This window comes from Streptomyces sp. NPDC102514 (genome assembly GCF_055584525.1).
Genome location: NZ_JBVJLW010000001.1, coordinates 446,883 through 469,841, shown reverse-complemented (window position 1 = coordinate 469,841; position 22,959 = coordinate 446,883). Strand labels below are relative to the sequence as shown.

Below are 22,959 nucleotides of genomic sequence, written 5' to 3'. Positions count from 1 at the left end.
CGCTCAGTCGTGGGCGCCGACCAGGCCCACCCGGTGGGCCAGCACGACCGCCTGGACCCGGTCCCGCAGATCGAGCTTGGTCAGGATGCGGGACACGTACGTCTTGACGGTCTCGCGGCTGATGACCATCCGGTCGGCGATCTCGGTGTTGGACAGGCCCTCGGCGATCAGCTTCAGCACCTCCGTCTCGCGCGGCGCCAGAGCGGCCAACGCCGGTGCGGCGGGGTCCCGTTGGGGTCGGCGGAGCCGGTCAGCGAACTTGCCGACGAGCTGCCGGGTGACGGCGGGCGCCAGCAGTGACTCTCCCGCGTCCACCGTCCGGATGCCGTGCACCAGGTCGCGCGGGGGCGAGTCCTTGAGCAGGAAGCCGCTCGCTCCGGCCCGCAGTGCCTCGTACACGTACTCGTCGAGGTTGAAGGTGGTGACGACCAGGACCCGCATCGGGTCGACGACGCCGGGGCCGGCGAGCAGCCGGGTCGCCTCGATGCCGTCGAGCAGGGGCATGCGGATGTCCATCACCACCACGTCCGGGCGCAGCCGCCGCGCGCTCTCGACCGCCGCGCGGCCGTCCCCGGCCTCTCCCACGACCTCGATGTCCGGCTGTGCGGTGAAGATGGTGACGTAGCCGGTGCGTACGAGTTCCTGGTCGTCGCAGACCAGGACCCTGATCGGCGCCGCGGCGCCCGGCCCGGTCATGCCTCTCCCCCGTGTGCGGCGGCTTCGCCGTGTCCCGCGGACGGTATGCGGGCGTGGACGCTGAAGCCGCCGTCCGGCCGGTCGCCGGCCGAGAGTTCGCCGCCGAACACGCTCACCCGCTCGCGCAGCCCGATCAGGCCGTGCCCGCCGCCCCGGCCCAGCGGTCGGCGCCGCTGGGCGGTCGCCGTTGCGGGCGCTCCCTCGGTGGTCACCTCGACCTCCACGTCCTTGCGGCCGTAGTGGACCTGGACGAGCGTCCGGTGGCCCGGGGCGTGCTTGAGCGCGTTGGTCAGCGCCTCCTGCACCACGCGGTACGCGGCCAGTTCCACGGCGGTGGCCAGCTCCTGCCGTTCGCCCCGCTCGGCGAGTTCCACGGGCTGTCCGGCGGTGCGGGTCTGCTCGACCAGATCGCTCAGTCGGCCCGGCTCCGGGGTCCGGTCCGGCGCGTCCGCGGGGCCGTCGGCGGCCGTGCCGTCGGACGTCCCGCCGGACGCCTTCAGTACGCCCAGCAGATGCTGGAGGTCTCTCAGGGCCCGCCGCCCGGAGTCACTGATCGCTTCCAGTCCTGTCTCCACCCGCTCGGGCGCGTCGGCGAGCAGGAACTGGGCGGCGTCCGCCTGGACCACCATGGCGGTGACATGGTGGGTCACCACGTCGTGCAACTCCCGTGCGATACGGGCGCGTTCGCGTGACATCGCCGCCTCCACACTCAGCCGGCGCCGTTCCGCCTCCCCGTCCTGCCGGGCCCGTACGGTCCTGCCGACGGCCCAGCACACCACCAGGATCAGGTACATGAGGACGAAGTCGGCCGCGTGCTGGGGCGAGCCCCTGTGGTGCAGCCCGAACGCGAACAGCGTGAACGCCGTGACGGCGACGGCGACCGCCAGAACGCGGCGCATGCCACTGGCGCGGTTCCCATGGGCTCCGAGGCTGTACAGCGCGATGTACAGGCCCAGCGTCGCGCAGCTCTGCGGATAACCGACCAGTTGATGGACCGCGAACGCGCCCGCGATCAGCCCGAGGCACACGACGGGCCACCTGCGCCGCAGCACCAGCGGCAGCCAGAGAACGGCCGTCACCAGCGCACCCGGCAGTCCTGACGGATGTTCCGGCAGATCGCCGAACTGTGCGCCGATCGGGGCCGTCACCGGCGCGAACACCAGCGGAGCGAGCAGTACGGTGAACACCGCGTCCCGGCTCACCACGCTCAGCGCACCCCAACGCGCCACGAGAACAGGCGTGTTCTTCCTCAAGTCCGACCCCGCTGATCCGAGCACAGGCAGAGCCTAGCCCCCTGCCGGACCCCGGATGTTCCGGCCGCGGAGCCTTATGCGAACAGTGCGGTGATCAGGGCGATGTCGTCGTCCTTGTTCTGTCCGAAGCGGGCGAGGAGCAGGTCGCACATCTCCTGCAGATCGGCCGGCCCGTCGGCCACGGCCTCGCGGAACTCGGCGAGGGTGGCGTCCAGATGGGCGGTCCGTACCTCGACGAGACCGTCCGTCACCATGAGCAGCCGGGTGCCGGGCGGGGCGTCCACCACGGTGGGCGGCGGGTGCGGGAGACCGAGGCCGATCAGCGGGCCGTGGGGTTCGTGGAACCGCGGCCCCTTCTCCGGGTCGATGACCAGCGGCGGGATGTGGCCGGCGTTGGCGATGTGCAGGCGGCGTTCGTCCAGATCGACCAGGACGAGGCAGAGGGTGACGGTGAGGCCGGGCTGGGACTGGCCCAGCAGCGTTTCCAGCCGGTCCAGTATGTGGTGCGGGGCGTGCCCTTCGATGGCGTAGGCCCGCAGTGCGTGGCGTACCTCGCCCATGACGGTCGCGGCCTCCACCGAGTGCCCGACGACGTCCCCGATGGCGAGCAGCAGGCCGTTGACCGTCCGCACCGCTTCGTAGAAGTCGCCCCCGATCTCCGCGTGTTCTGAGGCGGGGAGGTAGCGGAAGGCCAGCTGGACGCCCGGGACGGTCGGCATTTCCTTGGGGAGGAAGGAACGTTGCAGCGCCAGGCCCAGAGCGTGTTCCTCGTTGTAGGTGCGCAGGGCTTCGAGAGCGAGGGCGCCGGAGTTGGCCAGCTGTTGCAGGAGCTGCTCGTCGTCGGCACTCTGCAGGGCTGTCGCGGGGACGGCCAGACAGATGGGGGGACGGCCTCGCTTGGTGCGGGACACCGCGAGTGCGATGTCTCCGGAGAGGTGGTCGTCGGGCAGCATGGCCTGCCACTGTCCGTGCGGGACCCGGACGATCGTGACGCCGGTTTCCTGGTGCAGGCTCTGGGCCGCCAGCTGCTTCAGGAGGCTGGGGTGAGCGGGATGGATCCGTACCGGTGACCGTGGGGCGTCGACCATGCTGTGGACGGCCTGCGCACGGGGCGAGAGGAACACCGCGCTGGCCCGGCTGTCCAGGACGGCCGCCGCGCCGCCGGTGGCCGCCGACGCGAAGGAGTGGAAGCCGACGGCGCTGTAGACGTCCAGCGTCGCCTGGTTCAGCGCTATGAGGCGCTGTGCGAGTTTCTCGGCGCGCTGCCGGGCCCTGGCGTAGCGCAGGGTCGCGGAGACGGTGGCGAGGAGCTCGCCGGGGTCGATGGGCTGGTCGAGATAGGCGTCCGCGCCCCGTCTCAGCCCCTCCGCGTGGTCGTCGGGGGTGATGGCGGCGGCGGAGATCTGGATGATCGGCAGATAGGCGGTCCGCGGGCTGTTCTTGACCCGTTCGCTGACCTCGAAGCCGCTCATGTCGGGCAGCAGGACGTCGATGATCGCGATGTCCGGAAGCGCGTCCTCGCCGCTGTGCAGCCGGGTGAGGCCTTCCTCGCCCCTGCCGACGCTGATGACGGTGTGTCCCGCGCGCTGCAGCCAGCTGGTGAGGATGTAGCGGTTCGTCTCGTTGTCGTCGACGACGAGCACGGTCGCGGGCAGAAGCTCCTGGGCGCTGTCGGTCACGGCCTGCCCTTTCGGTTCTGCGAGTCCTGCGCGTACTCGTGGCCGAGGTCCGGCAGACGGACCTCCACCCTGGTACCGGCGCCCAGAGTACTGGTGAGGGTGAGGGAACCGCCGAGCAGTTCGGCGAGCGTACGGGCGTAGGGCAGGCCCAGGCCGGTGCCGGGCCGGCCGGTCTGGTGGGGGCCGCGGACCTGGTAGAAGACCTCGAAGACCCGGCCGAGTTCCTCGGGCGGGATGCCGATCCCCGTGTCCGTGACGGTGAACAGCACCGCGGGGGCCGAGGGTTCGGGATCGACCTCGATCTCCAGGCGTACCTCACCGTGCTCGGTGAACTTGAGGGCGTTGGAGAGAAGGTTGCGCAGGATGCGTACCAGCAGCGTCTCGTCGGTCACCAGAGGCAACTGCTGTTCGAGGCCAGGGGTGACGAGGGTCACCCGGTCGTGGCCGTGGCTGCTCAGGATGAGTCCTCGCAGGTGGGCGACGAGCAGCCGCAGATCCACCGGTTCCGTATGGATGTCGAGGTGCCCGGCCTCGGCCTTCGCGACGTCCAGCAGGTCACTCACGAGCGACAGGAGCGTGTGGCCGGACGCCCCGATGAGTTCGACCTGTTCCCGCTGCTCGGCGCTGAGGGCGGGGGAACTGGGCGAGAGCAGCAGCGTGGAGAGGGCGACGACAGAGTTGACCGGGGTGCGCAGTTCGTGGCTGATGTTCGTCCAGAACCGGGTCTTGGCCTCGCTCGCCTCCTGCAGCTGCTGGCGCTTGTCCTCCAGTTCGGTGTGCAGCGCGAGAACACCGCTGTTGGTGGCCTCCAGCTCCTGCGTCAGCTCGGTGTACAGCGCGAGGACACCCCGGTTGGTCTCCTCCAACTCCTCGTTGAGATGGCGCAGTTCCTCCCGCTGGGCGCGGGTCTCCTCCAGCGTGGCGATCAGGTCGCGGGTCTGGGCCCGGAGATCGTCCGCCTCGGTCGACCGGGAGCCGGCCTTGAGGACGTCCGCCAGCCGGTCATGCTGCTCGGCGACGCCGCCGGACTCGGTGGTGAGCGGCTGGCTGACGACGATGCGCCCGCCTGCCGGGGCGGCCTCGTACTCGATCCCCACGAGCTTCGCGGCCAGGTCGAGCGTCTCCTTCGCCGGGGGCGGTCCGCCGGTCCAGTCGAACGTGACGAGCAGGGCCGTGGGCCGGTCCTGTGGGACCAGGCCGAAGGAGACCTCCAGGCCGCGGCAGCCGAGCCGGTCCCGGCCGAGTTCGCTCAGCGCGGTCGCCAGCCGGACCTGGTCCTGTCGCTCCAGCGACATGGCCGCCGCCGCCTGCTGCGCGGTGCGCCGCAGACCGAACACGTCCTGGGACGAGGCCAGGGCGAAGGGCGCCACCGTGCGGACGGGGCCGACGGCGGCCGGGCGGCCGTGGTGGGCCGCGTCGCCGCGGGGGCCCGAGTCAGACATCACGCTCATCCCGCCCCTCGCCGGTCACCATGCCCCCTTGATCACGACAACGCTGGCGTCGTCCCGTCGCACTCCTGCCTCTCGCAGCAGCTGACCGGCCATGACGAGCGGTGTGTGGTGCAGCAGACCGGGCAGATTCCCATGGTCCCAGCGTTCGGTCAGACCGTCGGAGTGCATCACCAGGGCGCCGTGGGCCGGCAGCGGTTCCTCGAACGTCCGCAGGCGCCGCATGTGCGCGCCGACGATACCGGGCGCCGACAGCAGTCCCTTGCGGCCGTCGTCACCCAGGAGGAAGCCGCTGACGTTGCCGATTCCGCAGTAGAGCACCCGTCCCGCGGCCGGCTCGACGCGCGCCACGGCGACCGCGCCGCCGCGTGTCCCCCGCAGGGCACGGTGGATCGCGTCGAGGGCGCCCGCCGGACTGAGGTCACGGGTCTCCTGGAACGCCTTGACCGCTGCCTGGCTCGCGCGCGCGGCGAGGGGGCCGTGCCCCAGTCCGTCGCACAGCATCACCAGGATCGCCGGGCGGTCCTCGGAGCTGTCGCTGTCGCTCTCCTCGGTGCGTACCGCCCACGCGTCCCCGCACACGGTCTCACCGCTGATTGGCCGCGTGACCCCGGCGGCGACAGACAGGTCCCGGGAGGCGACGACGGCACTGCCGTCCGCGGTGCGCGGCCAGAACTGTGCGGCCATGACCGTGCCGCGGCCCGGCACGGAGTGCAGGTCGAACCGGTCCGCGAGCCGGGCGACCGCGCCCAAACCGATGCCCAGCGTGCCCGCGCTGGACGATCCGTCGGCCAGCGCGGCGGGCACGTCCGTCATTCCGGGCCCCGAGTCGACGGTGAGGAACTCCACGCCGGCCTGGTCCCCGGATCGCACCACGCGCAGCAGCAGGGCTCCGTCGTCGGCATGCCGCTGCACGTTCGTGGCGGCCTCGGTGACGGCGAGGGCGACCTCGGCGGCCCGGTGACTGCTCAGTCCGATGCGCCTGGCCAGCGTGGCGGCCGCGCCCCTGGCCGCCGCGGCCAGGGAGGCGCCGTCCCTGAACCACGCGACGTCCTCGTAACTGAGGGCGACGGTGGTGTTCACCGGACCCACTTGATGATGGTCACGGTCGTTCCCTCGCCGGGCGCGGTGACCAGCCGGAAGTCGTCGACGAGGCGCCGGGCACCGCTGAGGCCGAGACCGAGTCCGCCGCCGGACGTCCAGCCGTCCGTCATCGCCTGGTCGACATCGGCGATACCGGGACCGGAGTCCTCGAAGACGGCGGCCACGCCCTTCTTGCCGTTCGCGCTGACCAGTCCGGAACTGACCGTGCCACCACCGCCGTAGATGAGGGTGTTGCGGGCGAGTTCGCTCGCCGCGGTGATCATCTTCGTCTGGTCGACCAGGGACAGCCGGCACTGCTGGGACAACGCCCGGATGGCCTGCCGGATGTGCACGAGATCGCCGCTGCGCGCGATGGGGTAGGCCTGCGGGTCTTCGCCCGCAGTCCAGGGCGCTGTCACCGCAAGGCCGAACTGGTGGGCTGACGCAGCTTCGCCAGCCCCTTCTCAAGGTCGAGCGCAGTGCTGACCCCGCCGAGCGAGAGGCCCAGCTCGACCAGGGTGATGGCCACGGCGGGACGCATGCCCACCACCACCGTCCTGGCGTCGAGCACGCGCGAGATGGCGGCGACCGTCGCGAGCATGCGGCCCACGAAGGAGTCGACGATCTCCAGGGCGCTGATGTCGATGATGACGCCCCGGGCGGACTTGGCGACGATCTCGTCGGCCAGGTCCTCCTGGAGGTTCAGCACCATCTGGTCCTCCAGATCGAACTGGACGGACACCAGCAGGATGTCTCCGATACGCAGGATCGGAAGGCGCTCGCTCATCGCTGCGCACCCTCGTGGGCGACGAGGTCCACACCGGACCGGCGCAGCGCCAGCTTGAGGGCGTCGGCCAGGCTGGCCTTCGTCACGATGTCGTCGAACTCGATGCCCAGCGCGACGATGGTCTGCGCGATCTGCGGGCTGATGCCGGACACGGTGCATTCGGCGCCCATGAGCCGGGCGGCGACGATGGTCTTGAGCAGGTGCTGGGCGACCTGGGTGTCCACCGCGGGAACGCCCGTGATGTCGATGATCGCCTGCTCCGAGCCCGTGTCCACGAGCGCCTGGAGAAGCTTCTCCATCACCACCTGCGTACGCGCCGAGTCCAGCGTGCCGACGAGCGGTACGGCGATGACCCCGTCCCACAGGCGCACCACCGGTGTGGACAGCTCCAGGAGCTGCTCGGCCTGCGCGGTGATGAGCTCGTCGCGCGTCTGCGTGTAGGTCTCGATGGCGAAGAGGCCCAGTCCGTCGAGGATGCCGTTGAACTGCAGGTAGGCACGGATCTGGTCGGCGCTTCCGTCGGCCAGAACAGGTTCGAGGACCCGCTTCAGGGCGAAGACACTGATCGCGGTCTCACTCGGCGAGAACCCCTGGCGGGCCCTGTTCCTCGACAGCTCCGTCAGCAGGGCACGGATCTCGGACATCTGTTCGGAGTGGACATCGACGGCCCCCTGACGCAGCGCGTCCACCAGGGCGTCGTACAGCTCCCGAAGCTCGCGGTCGAGCTCGGCGGTGCCGATGCGCCCTCCCAGCGACCCGGACACCTCCCGCACCCACGCCGCGGCAAGGTCCTGACCCTCGACGGTCAAGAGCCCTACCAAGTCCGCAGCGCTGTCTCGCTTCGCCATTCCGGCGCTCCTTCAATGTTCATATTTACGTGTCAGGGACGACCTGGGAAGCCTACGGCACTTGCCCTCACCGGCAGGTGCGACCTGGGAAAGGCCCTTGACGGCGCACACCGGCCGGACCTCTTCGACGGGGAGCGGCACGGACGGGCCGGACCTCTCCGGCGGGGAGCGACGCGGCCGGGCCGGGCGTCCGCCGCGAGCGCACGGGCCCCGCGCAGGTCAGCTCTCCAGCGCCTGACGCAGGGTGGGACGGCACGGAATGAGGGCGTCGACCCCGACGGGCTCGATCACCCTCCGCACCGACTGCCGCGCCCCTGCCACACGCTGCCGCCCCTGGGCTTCCTGAGCCGCGTGACGGGCGGCATGGTCCAGTTCGCCGCGCAGGCTGACGACCCGGACGCCGCCGACGTCGGACCGGGTCACCGACAGATGGCCGGACCGTGCGGGATATGCGTCTGACACCATGTCCTCGACTCGGTTTGCCGATGCGGTTCAAGCCCGAGCTCACACCTGAAGCCCGCCCCGGTGACACGGACCGCCACGCTCGAACGAATGGTCCATCCCAACGGAAGCGGCATGTGTCACACCAAACAGGGTAGCCGCGAACGGACAACGGGAACGAAGGTGGACAAAAAGTGGAGTCAGTCGGGAGAGGCGGCGCGGGGCCGTCGGAAGCCCATGCCATAGCCGCCGCCGTCTCCATGAACGGAGGCGGCTCCTGCATCGCCGAAGCACGACGCTTCGCGGTCGACTTCCTGGCCCGGGCCAGCACGGACCACGGCGTCCCCGTCTCCGCCCGCGCGACGGACCTCACGCAGCTGGTGGTCAGCGAACTGGTCACCAACGCCCATAAATACGCCCCCGGCCCCCTGCTGGTGGAGCTGCGCATCACCGACGAGGTGGTGGCGGTCTGCGTGCACGACAGCGTCGGCGCCACGCCCGTGGCGCGCTCCGTCGACCCGCACCGAGTCGGCCAGCACGGCCTGGAGATCGTCATGGCCGTCGCCCAGGAGTTCCGGGTGGACCTCGAACCGGCCGGCAAACGCGTCACCGCGTCCATCGCCCTGACCCGCTGAACCGCCCGCCGGCATCGACCGGCGCCCATAGGCGTCCACCGGAATGCGCCGGCATCCGCGAGACCTCGGCGAACCGCTCCCTCAGAGCGCCGACGGCGCCGAAGTGCTCCCCCGGACGACGAGACGCGGCGTCATGGTCGTCTGGACGGCGTGTTCGCGCCGGCCCTCCACCCGCTCGATGAGCAGCCGCGCGGCGGTGGCCCCCATGTTGTGCCCGGCCTGGTCGACGCTGGTGAGCTGCACGGTGGCGAGGTCGGCGATGGCGGTGTTGTTGTAGCCCACCAGGGAGACGTCCTGCGGGACCCGCAGACCCAGTTCGTGGGCCGCCCGCCAGACACCGAGCGCGGCCACATCGGCTCCCGTCATGATCGCGGTGGGCCGCTCCCCCGCGGTCAGCAGGCTCATCCCGGCCTTGTAGCCACCTTCGTCGGAGTACGACGTCCGGCAGATCCGGGTGTGCTCCGCGAGCTGGTTGCGGCCCATCGCCTCGGCATAGCCGTTGCTCAGGACGATCTCAGGCGTACGGGCCCATTTGCTCGACCGGGTCCCGGGAGAGGAGACCAGCGCGATGTTGCGGTGCCCGAGGGACACCAGGTGGTCCACGACGAGACCGGCACCGGAGCCGTCGGCGTCGACGACGGAGTCGTGCAGGTCGGAGGTGTCGTGGTGGCCGATGACCACCGTGGGCGTCGACTGTGCGGTGGACAGCACTTCGGAGCGCGGGATGCCGGGGGCGATCAGGACGAGGCCGTCCATCTGACGGTCGACCATGGACCGGATGGTCTTGTCCTGGGCCTCGGCGTCGAAGCCCGCGGCACCGATCAGCACGGTGTACTCGCTGTCCCGCAGTTCGTCGCGGACGCCGTCGAGGATGTCGGCGAAGAAGGTGTTGCGGATGTTGTCCAGCAGGATGCCGATGGTGTACGTCCGGCCGCGCATCCCGCGCGCGGCGGCATGGGGGCGGTAGTCCAGCTCCGCCATGGCGGCCCGGACCTTCTCCTGCATGGCCGCGCTGACCCCGTACGCGTTGCGCATGACCTTGGAGACCGCGGCGGTGGACACTCCCGCGTGACGCGCGACGTCCGTGATCGTCACACGCTTCTTCCGCTGTGATCCCTGCTCCATGCGTGCTGCCCCCTGGAGTGCCGTACTGCTGAGGACAACGTTCTACAGGACGATCCGGTTCGGACGCCAGATGTAGTCGGCTTTTCGGTGATGTTGCGACGCGATGTCTTGACGACGGCTTTGGCTGCGTGCACTGTGGTGCGCACTTCGACGTAGAGAACGTTATACAAACTCTCGCTCCACCACTTTCCGCAGGGCCTTCGCCGTGCGCTTTCGTCGCGCCTCCATCGCGCCTTTCGTCCCACGATGACAGGGAGCCATGCTGTGACCACCTCCTCGATCTCCGCCAGAAGGTCCCGCCTCGCCGGCTCGACCGCGGGCGCCGCCGCCCTGGTCGTCCTCGTCTCCGCCTGCGGGGGCACGGGCGGAGGTTCCGCTTCCTCACCCGAGAACTTCAGCTACCTGAGCGTCACGGAGAACACGACCGTCAAGACGGCGCTGACCACCCTGTCGAAGGGTGGGTGCAAGACCGCCCAGGAGGGCCTGCCGCTCAAGGTGGAGACCGTCCCGCAGGCGAGCCTGGACCAGAAGCTGCAGCTGCTGGCCGGTCAGGACGCGCTGCCGGTCCAGTTCGCGGCGGGCAACGCCCCCGCTCTGACGCAGCAGTTGTACAAGTCGGGCAAGGTCGCCGATCTGGAGTCCGAGCTGAAGTCGCTGGGCGTCTACGACCAGTTGGAGCCCGCGGCCGTCTCCACCATCAAGGCGCTGTACGGCGGCAAGGTGGAGGTCCTGCCCTACGAGTACAACATCGAGGGGATCTTCTACAACAAGAAGATCTTCAGCGCGAACGGGCTGACCGTGCCCGCCACCTGGGCCGAACTGGTCTCGGCCGCGGGCGCGTTGGAGGCCAAGGGCATCCAGCCGTTCTCGGCCTCCGGCCAGCAGGGGTGGCCCCTGACCCGGCTGATCAGCGGCTACCTCTACCGCAGCCTGGGCCCTGACGCCCTGAAGGCCGTGGCGGACGGCAAGGCCAAGCTCACGGACCCCGAGTACGTCAAGGCGGCCCAGGAAGTGGCCTCCCTCGGCAAGAAGGGCTACTTCGGCAAGGGCGTCGGCTCCATCGACTACGACACCTCCATGAACGAGTTCCTGGGCGGCAAGGCCGGCATGCTCTACATGGGCAGCTGGGCGCTGGCGAACATCGCCGACGAGAAACAGAACAAGGTGGGGGCCGACAACATCGGCTTCATGCCCTTCCCGGCCGTCGAGGGCGGCAAGGGCTCGATCGAGCAGTACCCCTCGAACGTCGGCCTGGGCATCACCCTCGGCGCCAAGTCCTTCGACAAGAAGACCGGCGCCTGGGTGTCCTGCATCGCCAAGAACTACGGCAGCACCGCCCTCAAGGACCAGGGAGCCATCTCGGGCTTCAAGGTCAACACCCCCGTCGAGGACGGCAACGAGGTCACCGGGCAGGTCCGCGAGACCATCAGCGGGTCACGGCAGAACGTGCTCTGGTTCGAGGCCCTGTTCTCCACCAAGGCCACCACGGTCAGCCAGAGCAACGCGGCCGGCCTGGTCGCCGGCAGCCTGAGCCCCGAGAAGTTCATGCGGACCGTGCAGGACGCCCTGGCCGAGAAGTGAGGCGGACGGGCCCGGCGACGGGCCCCCGCTGACGACAGCCTGACACCTCACGAACTGGACACCCCTCCATGCACCGCGTACTCGGTGACCGCAAGGCGGTCCTGATCCTCCTCGGTCCCGCCCTGCTCGTCTACTCCCTGATCATGCTGGTCCCCATGGTGTGGTCCTTCGGGTACTCGTTCACCAAGGGCAACACCATCGAGGGCTTCACCGGCAACGGCCTGGACAACTTCCAGCGCCTGTTCTCCGACCCGGCCGTGCGGGACGCCCTGTGGTTCACCGCCAAGTACGCGGTCGTCGTGACCGTCGGCCAGGTCGTCGCCGGCTATCTGCTGGCCCTGCTGTACGTGTTCTTCCTCAAGCGGGCCTCCGCGCTCATCCGTACCCTGGTGTTCTTCCCCGTGGTGCTGCCCACCGTGGCCGTCGGTCTGCTCTTCCAGAAGTTCTTCCAGGTGGCCCCGCAGACCGGCCCGGTCAACTCCCTGCTCAACGCGGTGGGTCTGGACTCCGTCGACTGGTTCGGCAGCGCGGGACACGCCTTCTGGGTCCTGATCGTCATGGACATCTGGCGCTCCATGGGCTTCTACGCCGTACTGCTCTTCGCCGGCCTGGTGGACATCCCCGAGGAGGTGCTGGAGTCCGCGCGTCTCGACGGCGCCTCCGGTCTGCGGCTCGTCCGCCACATCGTCCTGCCCATGTCGTTCCCGGTGCTGATGTCGTCGGTCATCTTCAGCATCAACGGCACACTCAAGGTCTTCGACTCGATCGTGGCACTGACCAACGGCGGTCCCGGCAGCGGGACCACCCCACTGACCCTGTACATGTTCCAGACGTCGTTCACCTACGGCGACTACGGCTACGGCAGCACCATCGCCCTGCTGCTGACCGTCGTGTGTCTCCTGGTGACCCTGGTCGTCTTCCGCGTCTCGCGGCGCGACCCCACGGAGGGCTGAACCCATGGCCATCGACACATCTGTCAGGATCCGGCGTCCGCGCCGCCTGTGGGTCAAGCTCGTCGTCGCGCTGCTGCTGGTCGTCGAGGTCTATCCGCTCGTCTGGATGTTCCTGACCTCGCTCAAGTCGAACGACGACTACCTCAACAACTCCACCTGGTCCCTGCCCACCACCTGGGAGTGGGGCAACTACACCGACGCCTGGACCACCGGGCACATCGGCCTGTACGTGCAGAACAGCCTGCTCGCCGTCCTGCCGGCGCTCGCGCTGATCCTGCTGCTGGGCACCGCGGCCGGGTTCGCCCTCCAGGTCATGGTGTGGAAGGGCCGCAGTCTGACCCTGCTGGTCTTCCTCACGGGCATGATGGTCCCCGCGCAGATGATCCTGCTGCCCCTGTTCACGGTGTACTTCCAGACAGGTCTGTCCGGCACGCTGTGGCCGCTGATCCTCACCTACACGGGCACCGGCCTGCCCCTGACGGTGTTCATGATGGCCACCTACTACAAGACCGTCCCGCGCGAGCTGTTCGAGGCGGCCACCATCGACGGCGCGGGTATCCTGCGCGCCTTCTGGACCATCAGCCTGCCCATGGTCCGCAACGCGATCCTGACCGTCGGCCTGGTCCAGTTCTTCTTCATCTGGAACGACCTGCTGATCGCGCTGACCTTCACCAACAGCCAGGACCTGCGCACCATCCAGGTCGGCCTGCTCAACTTCACCGGCGACTTCGGCGCCACCCAGTACGGCCCGCTGTTCGCCGCCATCTGCATCAACGTCTTCGGCACCCTGGTGATCTACCTCTTCCTCAACCAGAAGGTGATGAAGGGCCTCACCTCGGGAGCCGTCAAGGGTTGACGGCCACGCCCTCACCGGGCTTCAGCTCCGGCCAGGCGCCGGCCGTCCGCACCCGTATCCATGGAAGGTCCCCCACCCATGTCCTCTCAGCCTGCCCCGGTCACCTTCGAGCACCTGCCCGACGGCCTCGGAACCGGCGTCGCCCGGCCACGCCTGACCTGGCGTCTGCCCCGGGGAGCCGCCGTCCAGGACGCCTACGAGATCGAACTCGACCGGGCCGGCGCCCTCCACCGCACCGGCCGGACGACCCACACGGAACAGGTCCTCGTACCGTGGCCCGGCGAACCTCTCGACTCCCGTGAACGGGTCGGCGTCCGTGTGCGCGTGTGGGTGGACGGGGCCTCTGACCCGACCGGGTGGAGCGAGCCGAGCACGGTCGAGGCCGGGCTCCTGGACGCTGCCGACTGGAGTGCCGTACCGGTCGGCGCCGCCTGGCCCGAGGAGCCCGGCACCGACCGGCGCCCGGCCCGCGTCCGCCGGACCTTCACCCTCGACGCCCCCATACTCCGGGCCCGGCTCTATGTCACCGCCCACGGCGTGTACGAGGCCGAGATCAACGGCCGCCGGGTCGGCGACGACATCCTCTCGCCGGGATGGACCGTGTACGGCGAACGCCTGCGGTACTACACCTACGACGTCACCGAGCACCTCGTGCCCGGCGCCAACACCATCGGCGCCTGGCTCGGGGACGGCTGGTACCGCGGCCACATCGGCTTCGACGGCGGTTACCGCGACCTCTACGGCAGTGACCAGTCCCTCCTCGCCCAGCTCGAAGTCACCCTGGCCGACGGCACCACGGCGGTCGTCGCCACCGACGGCTCGTGGCAGGCGGCACCCGGCCCGATCCTCTTCAGCGGCCTCTACGAGGGCGAGACCTTCGACGCGCGGCTGCACGACCCCGGCTGGTCGACCCCTCAAGGCGGCCTGGAAGAAGACGAGTTGTGGACACCGGTCGCCACCCGCACCCGCGACCCGCACACCCTCATCGCCCCCAAGGGCGCCCCCGTCCGCCGCACCCAGGAACTGTCACCCGCCACCGTCACCGCCAAGGGCGACGGCCGGCACATCCTGGACTTCGGGCAGAATCTCGTCGGCCGGCTGCACATCACCGTCGCCGGACCGGCGGGCACGACCATCACCCTGCGCCATGCCGAGGTCCTACAGGACGGCGAACTCGCCACCCGCCCCCTGCGCGGGGCCACGTCCACCGACACCTACGTCCTCGACGGCTCCGGCGAGCAGACCTGGGAACCGCGCTTCACCCTGCACGGCTTCCGTTACGCCGAAGTCGGCGGCTGGCCGGGCGAGTTGACCGCGGACGACGTGACGGCCCGGGTGTACCACACCGACATGACCCGCACCGGCTGGTTCGAGTGCAGCGACCCCCTGGTCAACCGGCTGCACGAGAACGTCGTGTGGAGCATGCGCGGCAACTTCGTCGACATCCCCACCGACTGCCCCCAGCGCGACGAACGCCTCGGCTGGACCGGCGACATCCAGGTCTTCGCCCCCACCGCGTCCTTCCTGTACGACTGCGCCGGCATGCTCGACTCCTGGCTGGACGACGTCGCCGTCGAGCAACTTCCCGACGGCACGATCCCCTGGTACGTGCCGGTCATCCCCGGCGGCCCCCAGTGGACGCCGATCCAGCCGGGCGCCGCCTGGGGCGATGTCGCGACCCTCACCCCGTGGGTGCTCTACCAGCGCTTCGGCGACCTGGAGCTGCTGCGCCGCCACTTCGGCATGGGGCGGGCGTGGGTGGACCTGATGGACCGGCTGGCCGGGGAGAGCCGGCTGTGGGACACCGGGCACCAGCTCGGTGACTGGCTGGACCCGATCGCCCCGCCGGACGATCCGGCCGGGGCCCGCACCGACCGCTACCTGGTGGCTACCGCGTACTTCGCCCACTCCGCCCGCCATCTCCAGTGGTCGGCCCGCGCACTCGGCCACCTGGAACTCGCCGAGCGGTACGGGCGGCTCGCGGACGAGGTCACCAGCGCCTTCAGGGCCCGCTACGTCCGGCCCGACGGCCGGATGACCAGCGATGCCCCGACCGCGTACTCGGTGGCTCTGCTCTTCGGTCTGCTGGACGACGACCGGCAGCGCCGTGAAGCGGGTGACCGCCTCGCGGAACTGGTGCTCCAGGACGACGCCCGGATCGCCACCGGCTTCGTCGGCACGCCGCTGATCTGCGACGCCCTGACCGACACCGGACACCTCGAAGTGGCGTACCGGCTGCTGACCCAGACCGAGTGCCCGTCCTGGCTCTACACCGTGTCCATGGGCGCGACCACCATCTGGGAGCGCTGGGACAGCCTCCTGCCCGACGGCACCCTCAACTCCGGTGGGATGACGTCCTTCAACCACTACGCGCTGGGCGCCGTCGCCGACTGGATGCACCGGGTCGTCGCCGGGCTCGACCTCTCCTCCCCCGGGTATCGCACGCTGCGTTTCCGGCCGCGTCCCGGCGGTGGCATCACCTGGGCCAGGGCCCGTCACGAGACGCCCTACGGCGAGGCGGCCATCTCCTGGGAACTGACCGACTCGGGCATGACCGCGGAGGTCACGGTCCCCGACGGCTGCCAGGGCGTGGTCGAACTCCCCGGGCACGCTCCGCTGACCGTGGGCCCCGGCCGGCACCACCTCGACACCCGCGACCTCGAACGCAGCGCCGCCTGAGCCCTGTTGGCACTGCCCGGCTCCACGCACCGCCTCGTGAAAGAGCATCCGCCGCCGCTCGAAGGAACCCGACGCTCGAAGGAGAGTGTGAAGTGACCCGTTCCAGAGGAAGTTCCGAAGATCCCGGAGAAGGCTCCACAGGACTGACCCGGCGCGCAGCCGTCGCCGTGTCCGTGGCCGCTCTGGGCGGAGCCGCGGTGCTGACCGCCGGGCTTCCGACCGCCACCGCCGCAGCCGCCCCGCGTACCGCCCTCGCCGGTCAGCCCTGGCGTGACAGGAAGAAGTCGGCCGCCCGCCGAGCCGACGCCCTCCTCGCCGCCATGACGCTCCAGGAGCAGATCACCCTCGTCACGGCGGTCGAGGTGGCCGACTTCGCGCCCCTCGCCCACCTCGGCATCCCGGCCATGACCCGCGTCGACGCCTCCGACGGCCTGCGCGGCGACACCGGAGTGACCGCCTTCCCCGCCCCCAACGCACTGGCGGCGACCTTCGACACCGACCTGGCCGAGCGGTACGGCGACGCGATCGGCGCCGAGGCCCGGGGCAAGGGCTGGAACGTCCTGCTCGGCCCGACCGTCGACATCGACCGCAATCCCCGCAACGGCCGCGAGGCCGAGTCGTACGGCGAGGACCCCCTGGTCAACGGGCTGATCGGGGCCGCCGTCACCCGCGGCTTCCAGAAGAACGACGTCATCGCCCAGATCAAGCACTTCACCGTCTACAACCAGGAGGAGGGCCGCAACTCCCTCGACGTACGGGTCTCCGAGCGGGCCCTGCGCGAGGTGTACTACCCGGCCTTCGAACACACCGTCCGCGACGGCGGCGCCCTGTCGGTCATGGGCTCCTACCCCAGGGTCAACGGGGTGTTCGCCTGCGAGAACCCGCACCTCATCGGCGCCCTCAAGAACAACCTGGGGCTCAAGGGCTACCTCGGCACCGACTACTACCCGTCCGGGGACCGCGTCGCGGAGATCAACGCCGGTGTCGACTCCGCCGCCCTCACCCCCGACACCCCCAAGACGGCCTTCACCGACGGCCGGATCCCGCAGGAGCGCACCCGGGACGCCACCCGCCGCATCCTGTACGCGCTGTTCGCCTCCGGTGCCTACGACCATCCGCTGCCGGACAGGCCCGCCGACGTGGTGACCACCGCCGCGCACCAGACCCTGGCCCGGATCACCGGTGAACAGGCCACCGTCCTGCTGAAGAACAGCGGCACCCTCCTGCCGTTGTCGATGAAGAAGACGGTCGCCGTGATCGGCCCGGCGGGCAAGGACGCCGTCACCGGTGTCGAGGGCTCCTCGTACGTCGATCCCGGAGACTTCACCACCGCCGTGGACGCGATCAGGAGCAAGGCCGGCGCCTCCCGCGTGCTGTTCTCCCAAGGCAGTCTCGGTGATGTCGCCCTGCCCACGATCCCGGGTGACGTCTTCACCACCCCCGACGGCGAACCCGGCCTGCACGCCGAGTTCTTCGCGGGCGAGGACCACTCCGGCAGCCCGCTGACCACCACTACGACGGCGAACGTGGACTTCCGCGGCGCCCCGGTCGGCGGCCTCCCCGCCACGTGGTCCGCTCGCTGGACCGGCCGCCTCACCCCGCCCAGCACCGGTCCGGTCCGCATCTCGGCCCTGTTGGCGGGCGCCGCGAAGATCGTCGTGAACGGGGTGACGCTCCTCGACGAGTCCCGCTTCCTCTGGGACTCCTTCTTCGGCCCGAAGGAGAGCGCGATCGGCGGTGTCGCCGAACTGACCGGCGGCAGAGCCGTCGACATCACGGTCGAGTACAGCACCAGGGACGCCGGCTTCCGGGGGCCCGCCATGACCCTGGGCTGGCAGCCCGAGTCACTCATACCGGCCGCCGTCGCGACGGCGAGGAAGGCCGACGTGGCGGTGGTGTTCGTCAACAACTACACCGGCGAGGCCTTCGACCGCGACGACCTCTCCCTGCCCGGCGACCAGGACCGGCTCATCGAAGCCGTCGCCGCCGCCAACCCGAACACGGTCGTCGTCCTCAACACCTCAGGGCCCATGCTCATGCCGTGGCTGGGCAGGGTGAAGGGCGTACTGCAGGCCTGGTACCAAGGCGCCGCGACCGGCACCGGAATCGCCAACATCCTCTACGGCGACGCCGAACCCGGCGGCCGGCTCCCCGTCACCTTCCCCGCCGACGAACAGCAGGGCCCCGCCACCTACACCGGCGCCAAGGACGACGACATCGCCAACACCCTCACGTACGACGAAGGCATCCACGTCGGTTACAAGTGGTACGACAAGCACCGCGCCAAGCCCCTCTTCCCGTTCGGCCACGGGCTGTCGTACACCTCCTTCCGCCACGGCACGGCACGCGTGCACAGCCTCGGCCGCGGGGACGAGGCCGCCGAGGTCACCGTCGAGGTGCACAACACCGGCCGCCGTACGGGGTCCGAGGTGGTTCAGGTCTACATAGGGCACCTGCCGACCAGGACCGACACCCCGGCCAGGACACTCGTCGGCTTCGCCCGCGTCGAGCTGGAGGCGGGGCGGCGGAAGAAGGTCCATGTCACCGTCAGCCGGCGCGCGTTGTCCTACTGGGACGAGGCCAGGGGCCGTTGGGTGACTCCCACCGGCCAGGTGCCCGTGTACGTCGGACGCTCCGCCGCCGACCTCGACCACGCGGGCAGCATCACCGTCAAGTGACCCGGGCCGGGGGCCGGTTGTCGAAGACCGGTGATATTGCCGATGGCCGCGCCCTCCTCCCGGCCGGACAGTGGCACGGCCGACCACCGGTCGGCGCCGTCGGCAGAGCTGCCGGACGTGCCCCGCGGGTCCTCCGTGCGGCACGTCCGGTCCGGCGGCTCGTCACGGCCGAGAGGACGACTTCGTCGTGCAGCAGCACTCGCAGAACAGCTCGCTCACCCCCGGTACGGTCCCGCCCGCATCCGCCGTCCACAGCCGGCGCGATCGCAGGGGGAGGACCGCGAAGCGGCTGACCGGCGCCCTCGCGGCGCTGGCAGCCGTCGTGGGGCTCAGTTCCCTGGCGACTCCCGGGGCGCAGGCCGCGGACAACCCCTACGAGCGCGGCCCCGCCCCCACCACGTCGAGCATCGAGGCGGCACGGGGTTCCTACAGCGTGTCCCAGACCACGGTCTCCTCGCTGTCGGTCACCGGCTTCGGCGGCGGAACCGTGTACTACCCGACGAGCACCGGCGACGGCACGTTCGGCGCGGTGGCGATCTCCCCCGGGTACACCGGCACCCAGTCCTCGATCTCGTGGCTGGGCCCGCGGCTGGCCTCCCAGGGCTTCGTCGTCTTCACCATCGACACCCTGACGACCCTGGACCAGCCCGACTCGCGCGGCCGTCAGCTGCTGGCCGCGCTGGACTACCTCACCGGGCGCAGCAGCGTACGCACCCGGATCGACAGCAGCCGGCTCGCGGTGGCGGGGCACTCGATGGGTGGCGGCGGCAGCCTCGAAGCCGCCAAGTCCCGCCCGGCCCTTCAGGCGGCGATCCCGCTGACTCCCTGGAACACCGACAAGTCCTGGCCCGAGGTCAGCACACCCACGCTGATCTTCGGGGCCGACGGCGACACGATCGCGCCGGTCGCCTCGCACGCGGAGCCGTTCTACGGAAGCCTGCCGTCGTCCACCGACAAGGCGTACCTGGAGCTCAACGGCGCGACACACTTCACGCCGAACTCGTCCGACACGACGATCGCGAAGTACAGCATTTCCTGGCTCAAGCGGTTCGTGGACAACGACACCCGCTACGAGCAGTTCCTCTGCCCGCTGCCGCGGCCGAGCCTGACCATCGAGGAGTACCGGGGCAACTGCCCGCACACCTCCTGAGTCCGGCACCCCGATAAGCAGCCGGTGGGCGGTCGTGCGGGGAACGCGGCCGCCCATCGGCGCTGTGCGGGTGCACAGATCTGCGGTGGCACCGCTGGGCAGTCGTCCACGGGAGGGTCGGCCTCAGGCCGTGTCGGCGCAGGTGGAAGCAGGAAACCGCCTGCCGGGAGGCGCCGGACGGAGAGCTTCCGCCTCTCGTCGCGCGAAAGTAACGTCACAGGGATGACCGGACGGACGAACGCGCCCCAGTCTCCCCCACCGCGGTCCCCCGCACCGCAGTCACCCCCACCACGATCTCTTCCCCCGCACGGCCGAAGCGCGGAACTCGCCGCCCTGGCAACCGTGTTGGACCTGTCCGGCCCAGACTCCCCGGATGCCCCAGTGCTCGTACTGACCGGGGATCCGGGCCTCGGCCGTACCGCGCTGATCGACTGGGCGGCCCGCTCCTTCACGGCCGGGCCCGTGCTGCGCGTACGAGCCAGTCGTGCCGAGTCCGCATTGTCCCTGAGCGGAGTGCACGCGCTGCGGTGTGCCGCCGACGGTCTGCCGGGAGGGCGGACCGCCGGCGCCCCGGACCCCGGGACGGCACCTGAGTGGCTGCTCCGGTCGCTGACCGACGCCGCCGCGGGCTCGCCCCTGCTGGTGTGCGTCGACGACGCGCACCTGTGGGACGCTCCCTCGCGGGCCGCCCTGGGCTTCGCCGCCCGGCGGCTGCCCGCGTCCGGGCCGGTGCGGCTGTTCCTCACGGTCGCCGGGCAGCACGCGGCCGATCCCGACTTCGCCGCACTGCCCGTCCTGACCCTCGCACCGCTGCCGTCGTCCGCCATGGACATGCTGCTCGACGACACGGCGTACGGGCCCGTGGACCCGGCCGTCCGCGCGGAGTTGCTGGACGAGGCCGACGGCAACCCCGCCCTGCTGCGCGCGCTGGTGGCCGGGCTGTCCCCCGCCGAGCTGTCCGGTGAACACCGCTTGCCGTGGCCGCTGGCCGACGCGGAAGCGCTGCGGAGTGTGGCAGGCGCACATCTGGCGGGGTTCTCCGCCGCCGCTGGTGAACTCCTCCTGCTGGTGTCGGCCGCGCACGAGCACGATCCGGCGGGCGCCGGCGCCGACGCCGACCTGGTGCGCGGGGCGGCGGCGCGGCTCGACCGGGCGCGGGCCGTACTCGGTTCGGACCAACTCCCGGACGTACTCGTGCTGTCCGACGGCCGGTTCCGCTTCACCAGCCCCCTGATCCGCGGAGCCGTCCATGCCTGCGCTCCCCCCGACCGGCGGCGTGCGGCGCACCGGGCACTCGCCTCCGTTCTGGAGAACGAGGGGCACGGGCTCGTCGCGCTGCTCCATCGGGCCTGGTCGGTCGCCGGACACGCCCCGGCGTTGGCGGATCAGCTGTCCGCCGCCGCGGCCGACCCGTGCGTCGCCGCGTCCCGCGCCCAGCGTTCGATGGCGTACGCCTGCGCCGCTGAGCTGATGGCGGACGGGCGCGAGCGGGCGGAACACCTGACTGCGGCAGCCGGGCAGGCGCTGCTCGCGGGCCGGGCGCGGATGGCCCGCCGGTTGGTCGGCCGGGCCCGCGACGGCGCACTGCCCGCCGTCGTCCGGGGGCGTTCGGCCCGGGTGCGGGGCATCCTCGCGTTGCGTGACGGCCCCGCGGCCGACGCCGGTGAGGCCCTGCTGCTCGCCCACTCCCTGCTCGCCGACGACGATCCCGCGCACGCCCTGCTCGCGGGGCTCGCAGCAGCGGAGGCCGCCTGGGCCACGGGAGACGCCGTCGCCTGTCTGCGGGCGCTGAACGCGGCGGACCGTACCCCGGTGGCGACGGTGACGGTGACGGCCCCCGCCGCCGAACGGGACAGCCTGGCGCGGGACTACCTGCACGGCATGCGGGCGATGCTGGAACGGGACTTCGGCCGGGCCATTCCCTGGCTGCGGCACGTGGTCGAGCACGCCTGGGAGGAGGACGGGCCGGAGCGGCTGCTGTGGTCGGGCGCGGCGGCCCTCCTGCTGGGGGACGTGCCCGCCGCCTGCCGGATCGGCGCGCGGACCCTCGCTGCGGCCCGCTCCCAGGGCCCGGAGGCGGCCGTGCCGCGGGCCCTGGAGCTGCTGGCCTACGCGGAGTTGAGGACGGGGCAGCACGCACGGGCCCGGGCGCACGCGGAGGAGGGGCTGCGTACCGCGCACCGGTACGGGCAGAGCAATGTGGCGGCCCACCACCACGCCGTACTGGCCCTGGCGGCGTCGATCGCGGACGAGTCGACGCTCGTCGCACACCACGCCGGCGCCGCGCTGGCCACCGCACGGCGTCACGGTCTGATGCAGGCGACCACCCTCGCCGAATGGGCCTCGGGCCGCGCCGACCTGGGGCGCGGTCGCCCGTTCGAGGCGGCTGCCCGGCTCGGCTCACTGGTCCACCCGGGCCCGGACGGCGGTCACTTCGCCGTACGCATGCTGGTCATGCCCTGCTATGTGGAGGCCGCTGTGCTCGCCGGGCAGCGGGAGGACGCGCGCGCCGTCGTCGAGGAGTTCGCGCTGTGGGCGCACTTCGGCGCTGACGTGCAGGCACCCGCCCAACTCGCCCGGTGCCGGGCACTGGTGGCCGACGCGGACCTGGCCGACGGGCTGTACGGGGACGCCCTCGTCCTGCACGCGCAGGCGGGCGGCGACTTCGAGCAGGCGCGTACGCAGCTGTTGTACGGCAAGTGGCTGCGCAGGCGGCGCAGACTCCGGGAGGCGGGCGGCTGTCTGCGGGCCGCGCTGGTCGCCTTCGAGCGCTGCGGCGCCCGGATCTGGGCCGACCAGGCGCGGGCCGAACTCAGGGCGAACGGGGTGGCACCGGCCGCGGCGCGGGCCGGAGTGCTGGAAGGCCTCACGCCGCAGCAGCTGCGGATCGCGCGCTGTGTGGCCGAGGGTGCCACGAACCGGGAGGTGGCGCTGCGCCTGGCCGTGAGCACCCGCACGGTGGACTATCACCTGCGGAAGGTGTTCGCCGTGCTCGGGGTGCGTTCACGGGTCGAGCTGTCACGGATGGTCGAGCGGCCGGGCAGGGACGGCCCACGCCCTGCTTGAG

18 protein-coding genes are annotated in these 22,959 nt (G+C 71.0%); 8 read left to right on the top strand and 10 right to left on the bottom strand.

Going from position 1 to position 22,959, the window contains the following annotated elements:
• Window positions 1-3: 3 nt before the first annotated feature.
• The 9 genes from ACZ60E_RS02150 to ACZ60E_RS02110 form a co-directional block, all read right to left on the bottom strand.
• Window positions 4-696, bottom strand: a complete 693-nt coding sequence (locus tag ACZ60E_RS02150) for a response regulator (RefSeq protein WP_384796751.1) — start codon at window positions 694-696, stop codon at window positions 4-6.
• Complete coding sequence (locus ACZ60E_RS02145) at window positions 693-1,925, bottom strand: sensor histidine kinase (RefSeq protein ID WP_469437123.1); 1,233 nt, start codon at window positions 1,923-1,925, stop codon at window positions 693-695. Before ACZ60E_RS02145 ends, ACZ60E_RS02150 begins: the two co-directional genes overlap by 4 nt.
• A gap of 98 nt (window positions 1,926-2,023) precedes the next feature.
• Window positions 2,024-3,628, bottom strand: a complete 1,605-nt coding sequence (locus ACZ60E_RS02140; RefSeq protein ID WP_469437120.1) for a SpoIIE family protein phosphatase — start codon at window positions 3,626-3,628, stop codon at window positions 2,024-2,026.
• Entirely contained in the window at window positions 3,625-5,079 is a 1,455-nt protein-coding gene (locus ACZ60E_RS02135; protein ID WP_469437118.1) for a sensor histidine kinase, read from the bottom strand. Before ACZ60E_RS02135 ends, ACZ60E_RS02140 begins: the two co-directional genes overlap by 4 nt.
• Window positions 5,080-5,094: 15 nt before the next feature.
• Window positions 5,095-6,168: an ATP-binding SpoIIE family protein phosphatase gene (locus ACZ60E_RS02130; RefSeq protein ID WP_469437116.1), complete on the bottom strand. Its 1,074-nt coding sequence runs from the start codon at window positions 6,166-6,168 to the stop codon at window positions 5,095-5,097.
• Complete coding sequence (locus ACZ60E_RS02125) at window positions 6,156-6,578, bottom strand: anti-sigma regulatory factor (RefSeq protein ID WP_469437114.1); 423 nt, start codon at window positions 6,576-6,578, stop codon at window positions 6,156-6,158. The genes ACZ60E_RS02130 and ACZ60E_RS02125 overlap by 13 nt, the downstream gene beginning before the upstream one ends.
• Entirely contained in the window at window positions 6,575-6,946 is a 372-nt protein-coding gene (locus ACZ60E_RS02120; protein ID WP_384796733.1) for an STAS domain-containing protein, read from the bottom strand. The genes ACZ60E_RS02125 and ACZ60E_RS02120 overlap by 4 nt, the downstream gene beginning before the upstream one ends.
• Window positions 6,943-7,794: an STAS domain-containing protein gene (locus ACZ60E_RS02115; RefSeq protein ID WP_469437111.1), complete on the bottom strand. Its 852-nt coding sequence runs from the start codon at window positions 7,792-7,794 to the stop codon at window positions 6,943-6,945. The genes ACZ60E_RS02120 and ACZ60E_RS02115 overlap by 4 nt, the downstream gene beginning before the upstream one ends.
• A gap of 219 nt (window positions 7,795-8,013) precedes the next feature.
• A complete protein-coding gene (locus ACZ60E_RS02110) occupies window positions 8,014-8,259 on the bottom strand; it encodes a hypothetical protein (RefSeq protein WP_469437109.1) in 246 nt (81 codons plus the stop codon).
• A gap of 236 nt (window positions 8,260-8,495) precedes the next feature.
• On the opposite strand from ACZ60E_RS02110, the gene ACZ60E_RS02105 reads away from it, so the two are divergent.
• Window positions 8,496-8,870 carry an ATP-binding protein gene (locus ACZ60E_RS02105; RefSeq protein ID WP_453790403.1) on the top strand — a complete coding sequence of 125 codons (375 nt, stop codon included), beginning with the start codon at window positions 8,496-8,498 and terminating at the stop codon, window positions 8,868-8,870.
• 81 nt (window positions 8,871-8,951) lie between these two features.
• Here ACZ60E_RS02105 and ACZ60E_RS02100 read toward each other — a convergent pair whose 3' ends face one another.
• A complete protein-coding gene (locus ACZ60E_RS02100; protein WP_469437107.1) occupies window positions 8,952-9,965 on the bottom strand; it encodes a LacI family DNA-binding transcriptional regulator in 1,014 nt (337 codons plus the stop codon).
• 294 nt (window positions 9,966-10,259) lie between these two features.
• Between ACZ60E_RS02100 and ACZ60E_RS02095 the strand changes: the two genes are divergently transcribed.
• From ACZ60E_RS02095 to ACZ60E_RS02065, 7 genes are all read left to right on the top strand, one after another.
• A complete protein-coding gene (locus ACZ60E_RS02095; RefSeq protein WP_469437105.1) occupies window positions 10,260-11,576 on the top strand; it encodes an ABC transporter substrate-binding protein in 1,317 nt (438 codons plus the stop codon).
• A 68-nt stretch (window positions 11,577-11,644) separates the two neighbouring features.
• Window positions 11,645-12,529 carry a carbohydrate ABC transporter permease gene (locus ACZ60E_RS02090; RefSeq protein ID WP_469437103.1) on the top strand — a complete coding sequence of 295 codons (885 nt, stop codon included), beginning with the start codon at window positions 11,645-11,647 and terminating at the stop codon, window positions 12,527-12,529.
• Between the two features lie 4 nt (window positions 12,530-12,533).
• A complete protein-coding gene (locus ACZ60E_RS02085; protein ID WP_384796711.1) occupies window positions 12,534-13,385 on the top strand; it encodes a carbohydrate ABC transporter permease in 852 nt (283 codons plus the stop codon).
• A 78-nt stretch (window positions 13,386-13,463) separates the two neighbouring features.
• Window positions 13,464-16,064, top strand: a complete 2,601-nt coding sequence (locus ACZ60E_RS02080) for a family 78 glycoside hydrolase catalytic domain (protein WP_469437100.1) — start codon at window positions 13,464-13,466, stop codon at window positions 16,062-16,064.
• Between the two features lie 92 nt (window positions 16,065-16,156).
• Window positions 16,157-18,742, top strand: a complete 2,586-nt coding sequence (locus ACZ60E_RS02075) for a beta-glucosidase (protein ID WP_469437099.1) — start codon at window positions 16,157-16,159, stop codon at window positions 18,740-18,742.
• A 187-nt stretch (window positions 18,743-18,929) separates the two neighbouring features.
• On the top strand, window positions 18,930-19,892 hold the full coding sequence (bdeA, locus tag ACZ60E_RS02070) for a bis(hydroxyethyl) terephthalate hydrolase (protein WP_469437096.1): 963 nt from the start codon (window positions 18,930-18,932) through the stop codon (window positions 19,890-19,892).
• A 381-nt stretch (window positions 19,893-20,273) separates the two neighbouring features.
• On the top strand, window positions 20,274-22,958 hold the full coding sequence (locus ACZ60E_RS02065) for a LuxR C-terminal-related transcriptional regulator (RefSeq protein ID WP_469437094.1): 2,685 nt from the start codon (window positions 20,274-20,276) through the stop codon (window positions 22,956-22,958).
• Window position 22,959 lies beyond the last annotated feature (1 nt).

Coding starts and splice junctions, on each gene's coding strand:
- ACZ60E_RS02150 (WP_384796751.1), bottom strand. CDS start 696: ATGACCGGGCCGGGCGCCGCGGCGCCGATCAGGGTCCTGGTCTGCGAC.
- ACZ60E_RS02135 (WP_469437118.1), bottom strand. CDS start 5,079: ATGAGCGTGATGTCTGACTCGGGCCCCCGCGGCGACGCGGCCCACCAC.
- ACZ60E_RS02120 (WP_384796733.1), bottom strand. CDS start 6,946: ATGAGCGAGCGCCTTCCGATCCTGCGTATCGGAGACATCCTGCTGGTG.
- ACZ60E_RS02115 (WP_469437111.1), bottom strand. CDS start 7,794: ATGGCGAAGCGAGACAGCGCTGCGGACTTGGTAGGGCTCTTGACCGTC.
- ACZ60E_RS02110 (WP_469437109.1), bottom strand. CDS start 8,259: ATGGTGTCAGACGCATATCCCGCACGGTCCGGCCATCTGTCGGTGACC.
- ACZ60E_RS02105 (WP_453790403.1), top strand. CDS start 8,496: ATGAACGGAGGCGGCTCCTGCATCGCCGAAGCACGACGCTTCGCGGTC.
- ACZ60E_RS02090 (WP_469437103.1), top strand. CDS start 11,645: ATGCACCGCGTACTCGGTGACCGCAAGGCGGTCCTGATCCTCCTCGGT.
- ACZ60E_RS02085 (WP_384796711.1), top strand. CDS start 12,534: ATGGCCATCGACACATCTGTCAGGATCCGGCGTCCGCGCCGCCTGTGG.
- ACZ60E_RS02080 (WP_469437100.1), top strand. CDS start 13,464: ATGTCCTCTCAGCCTGCCCCGGTCACCTTCGAGCACCTGCCCGACGGC.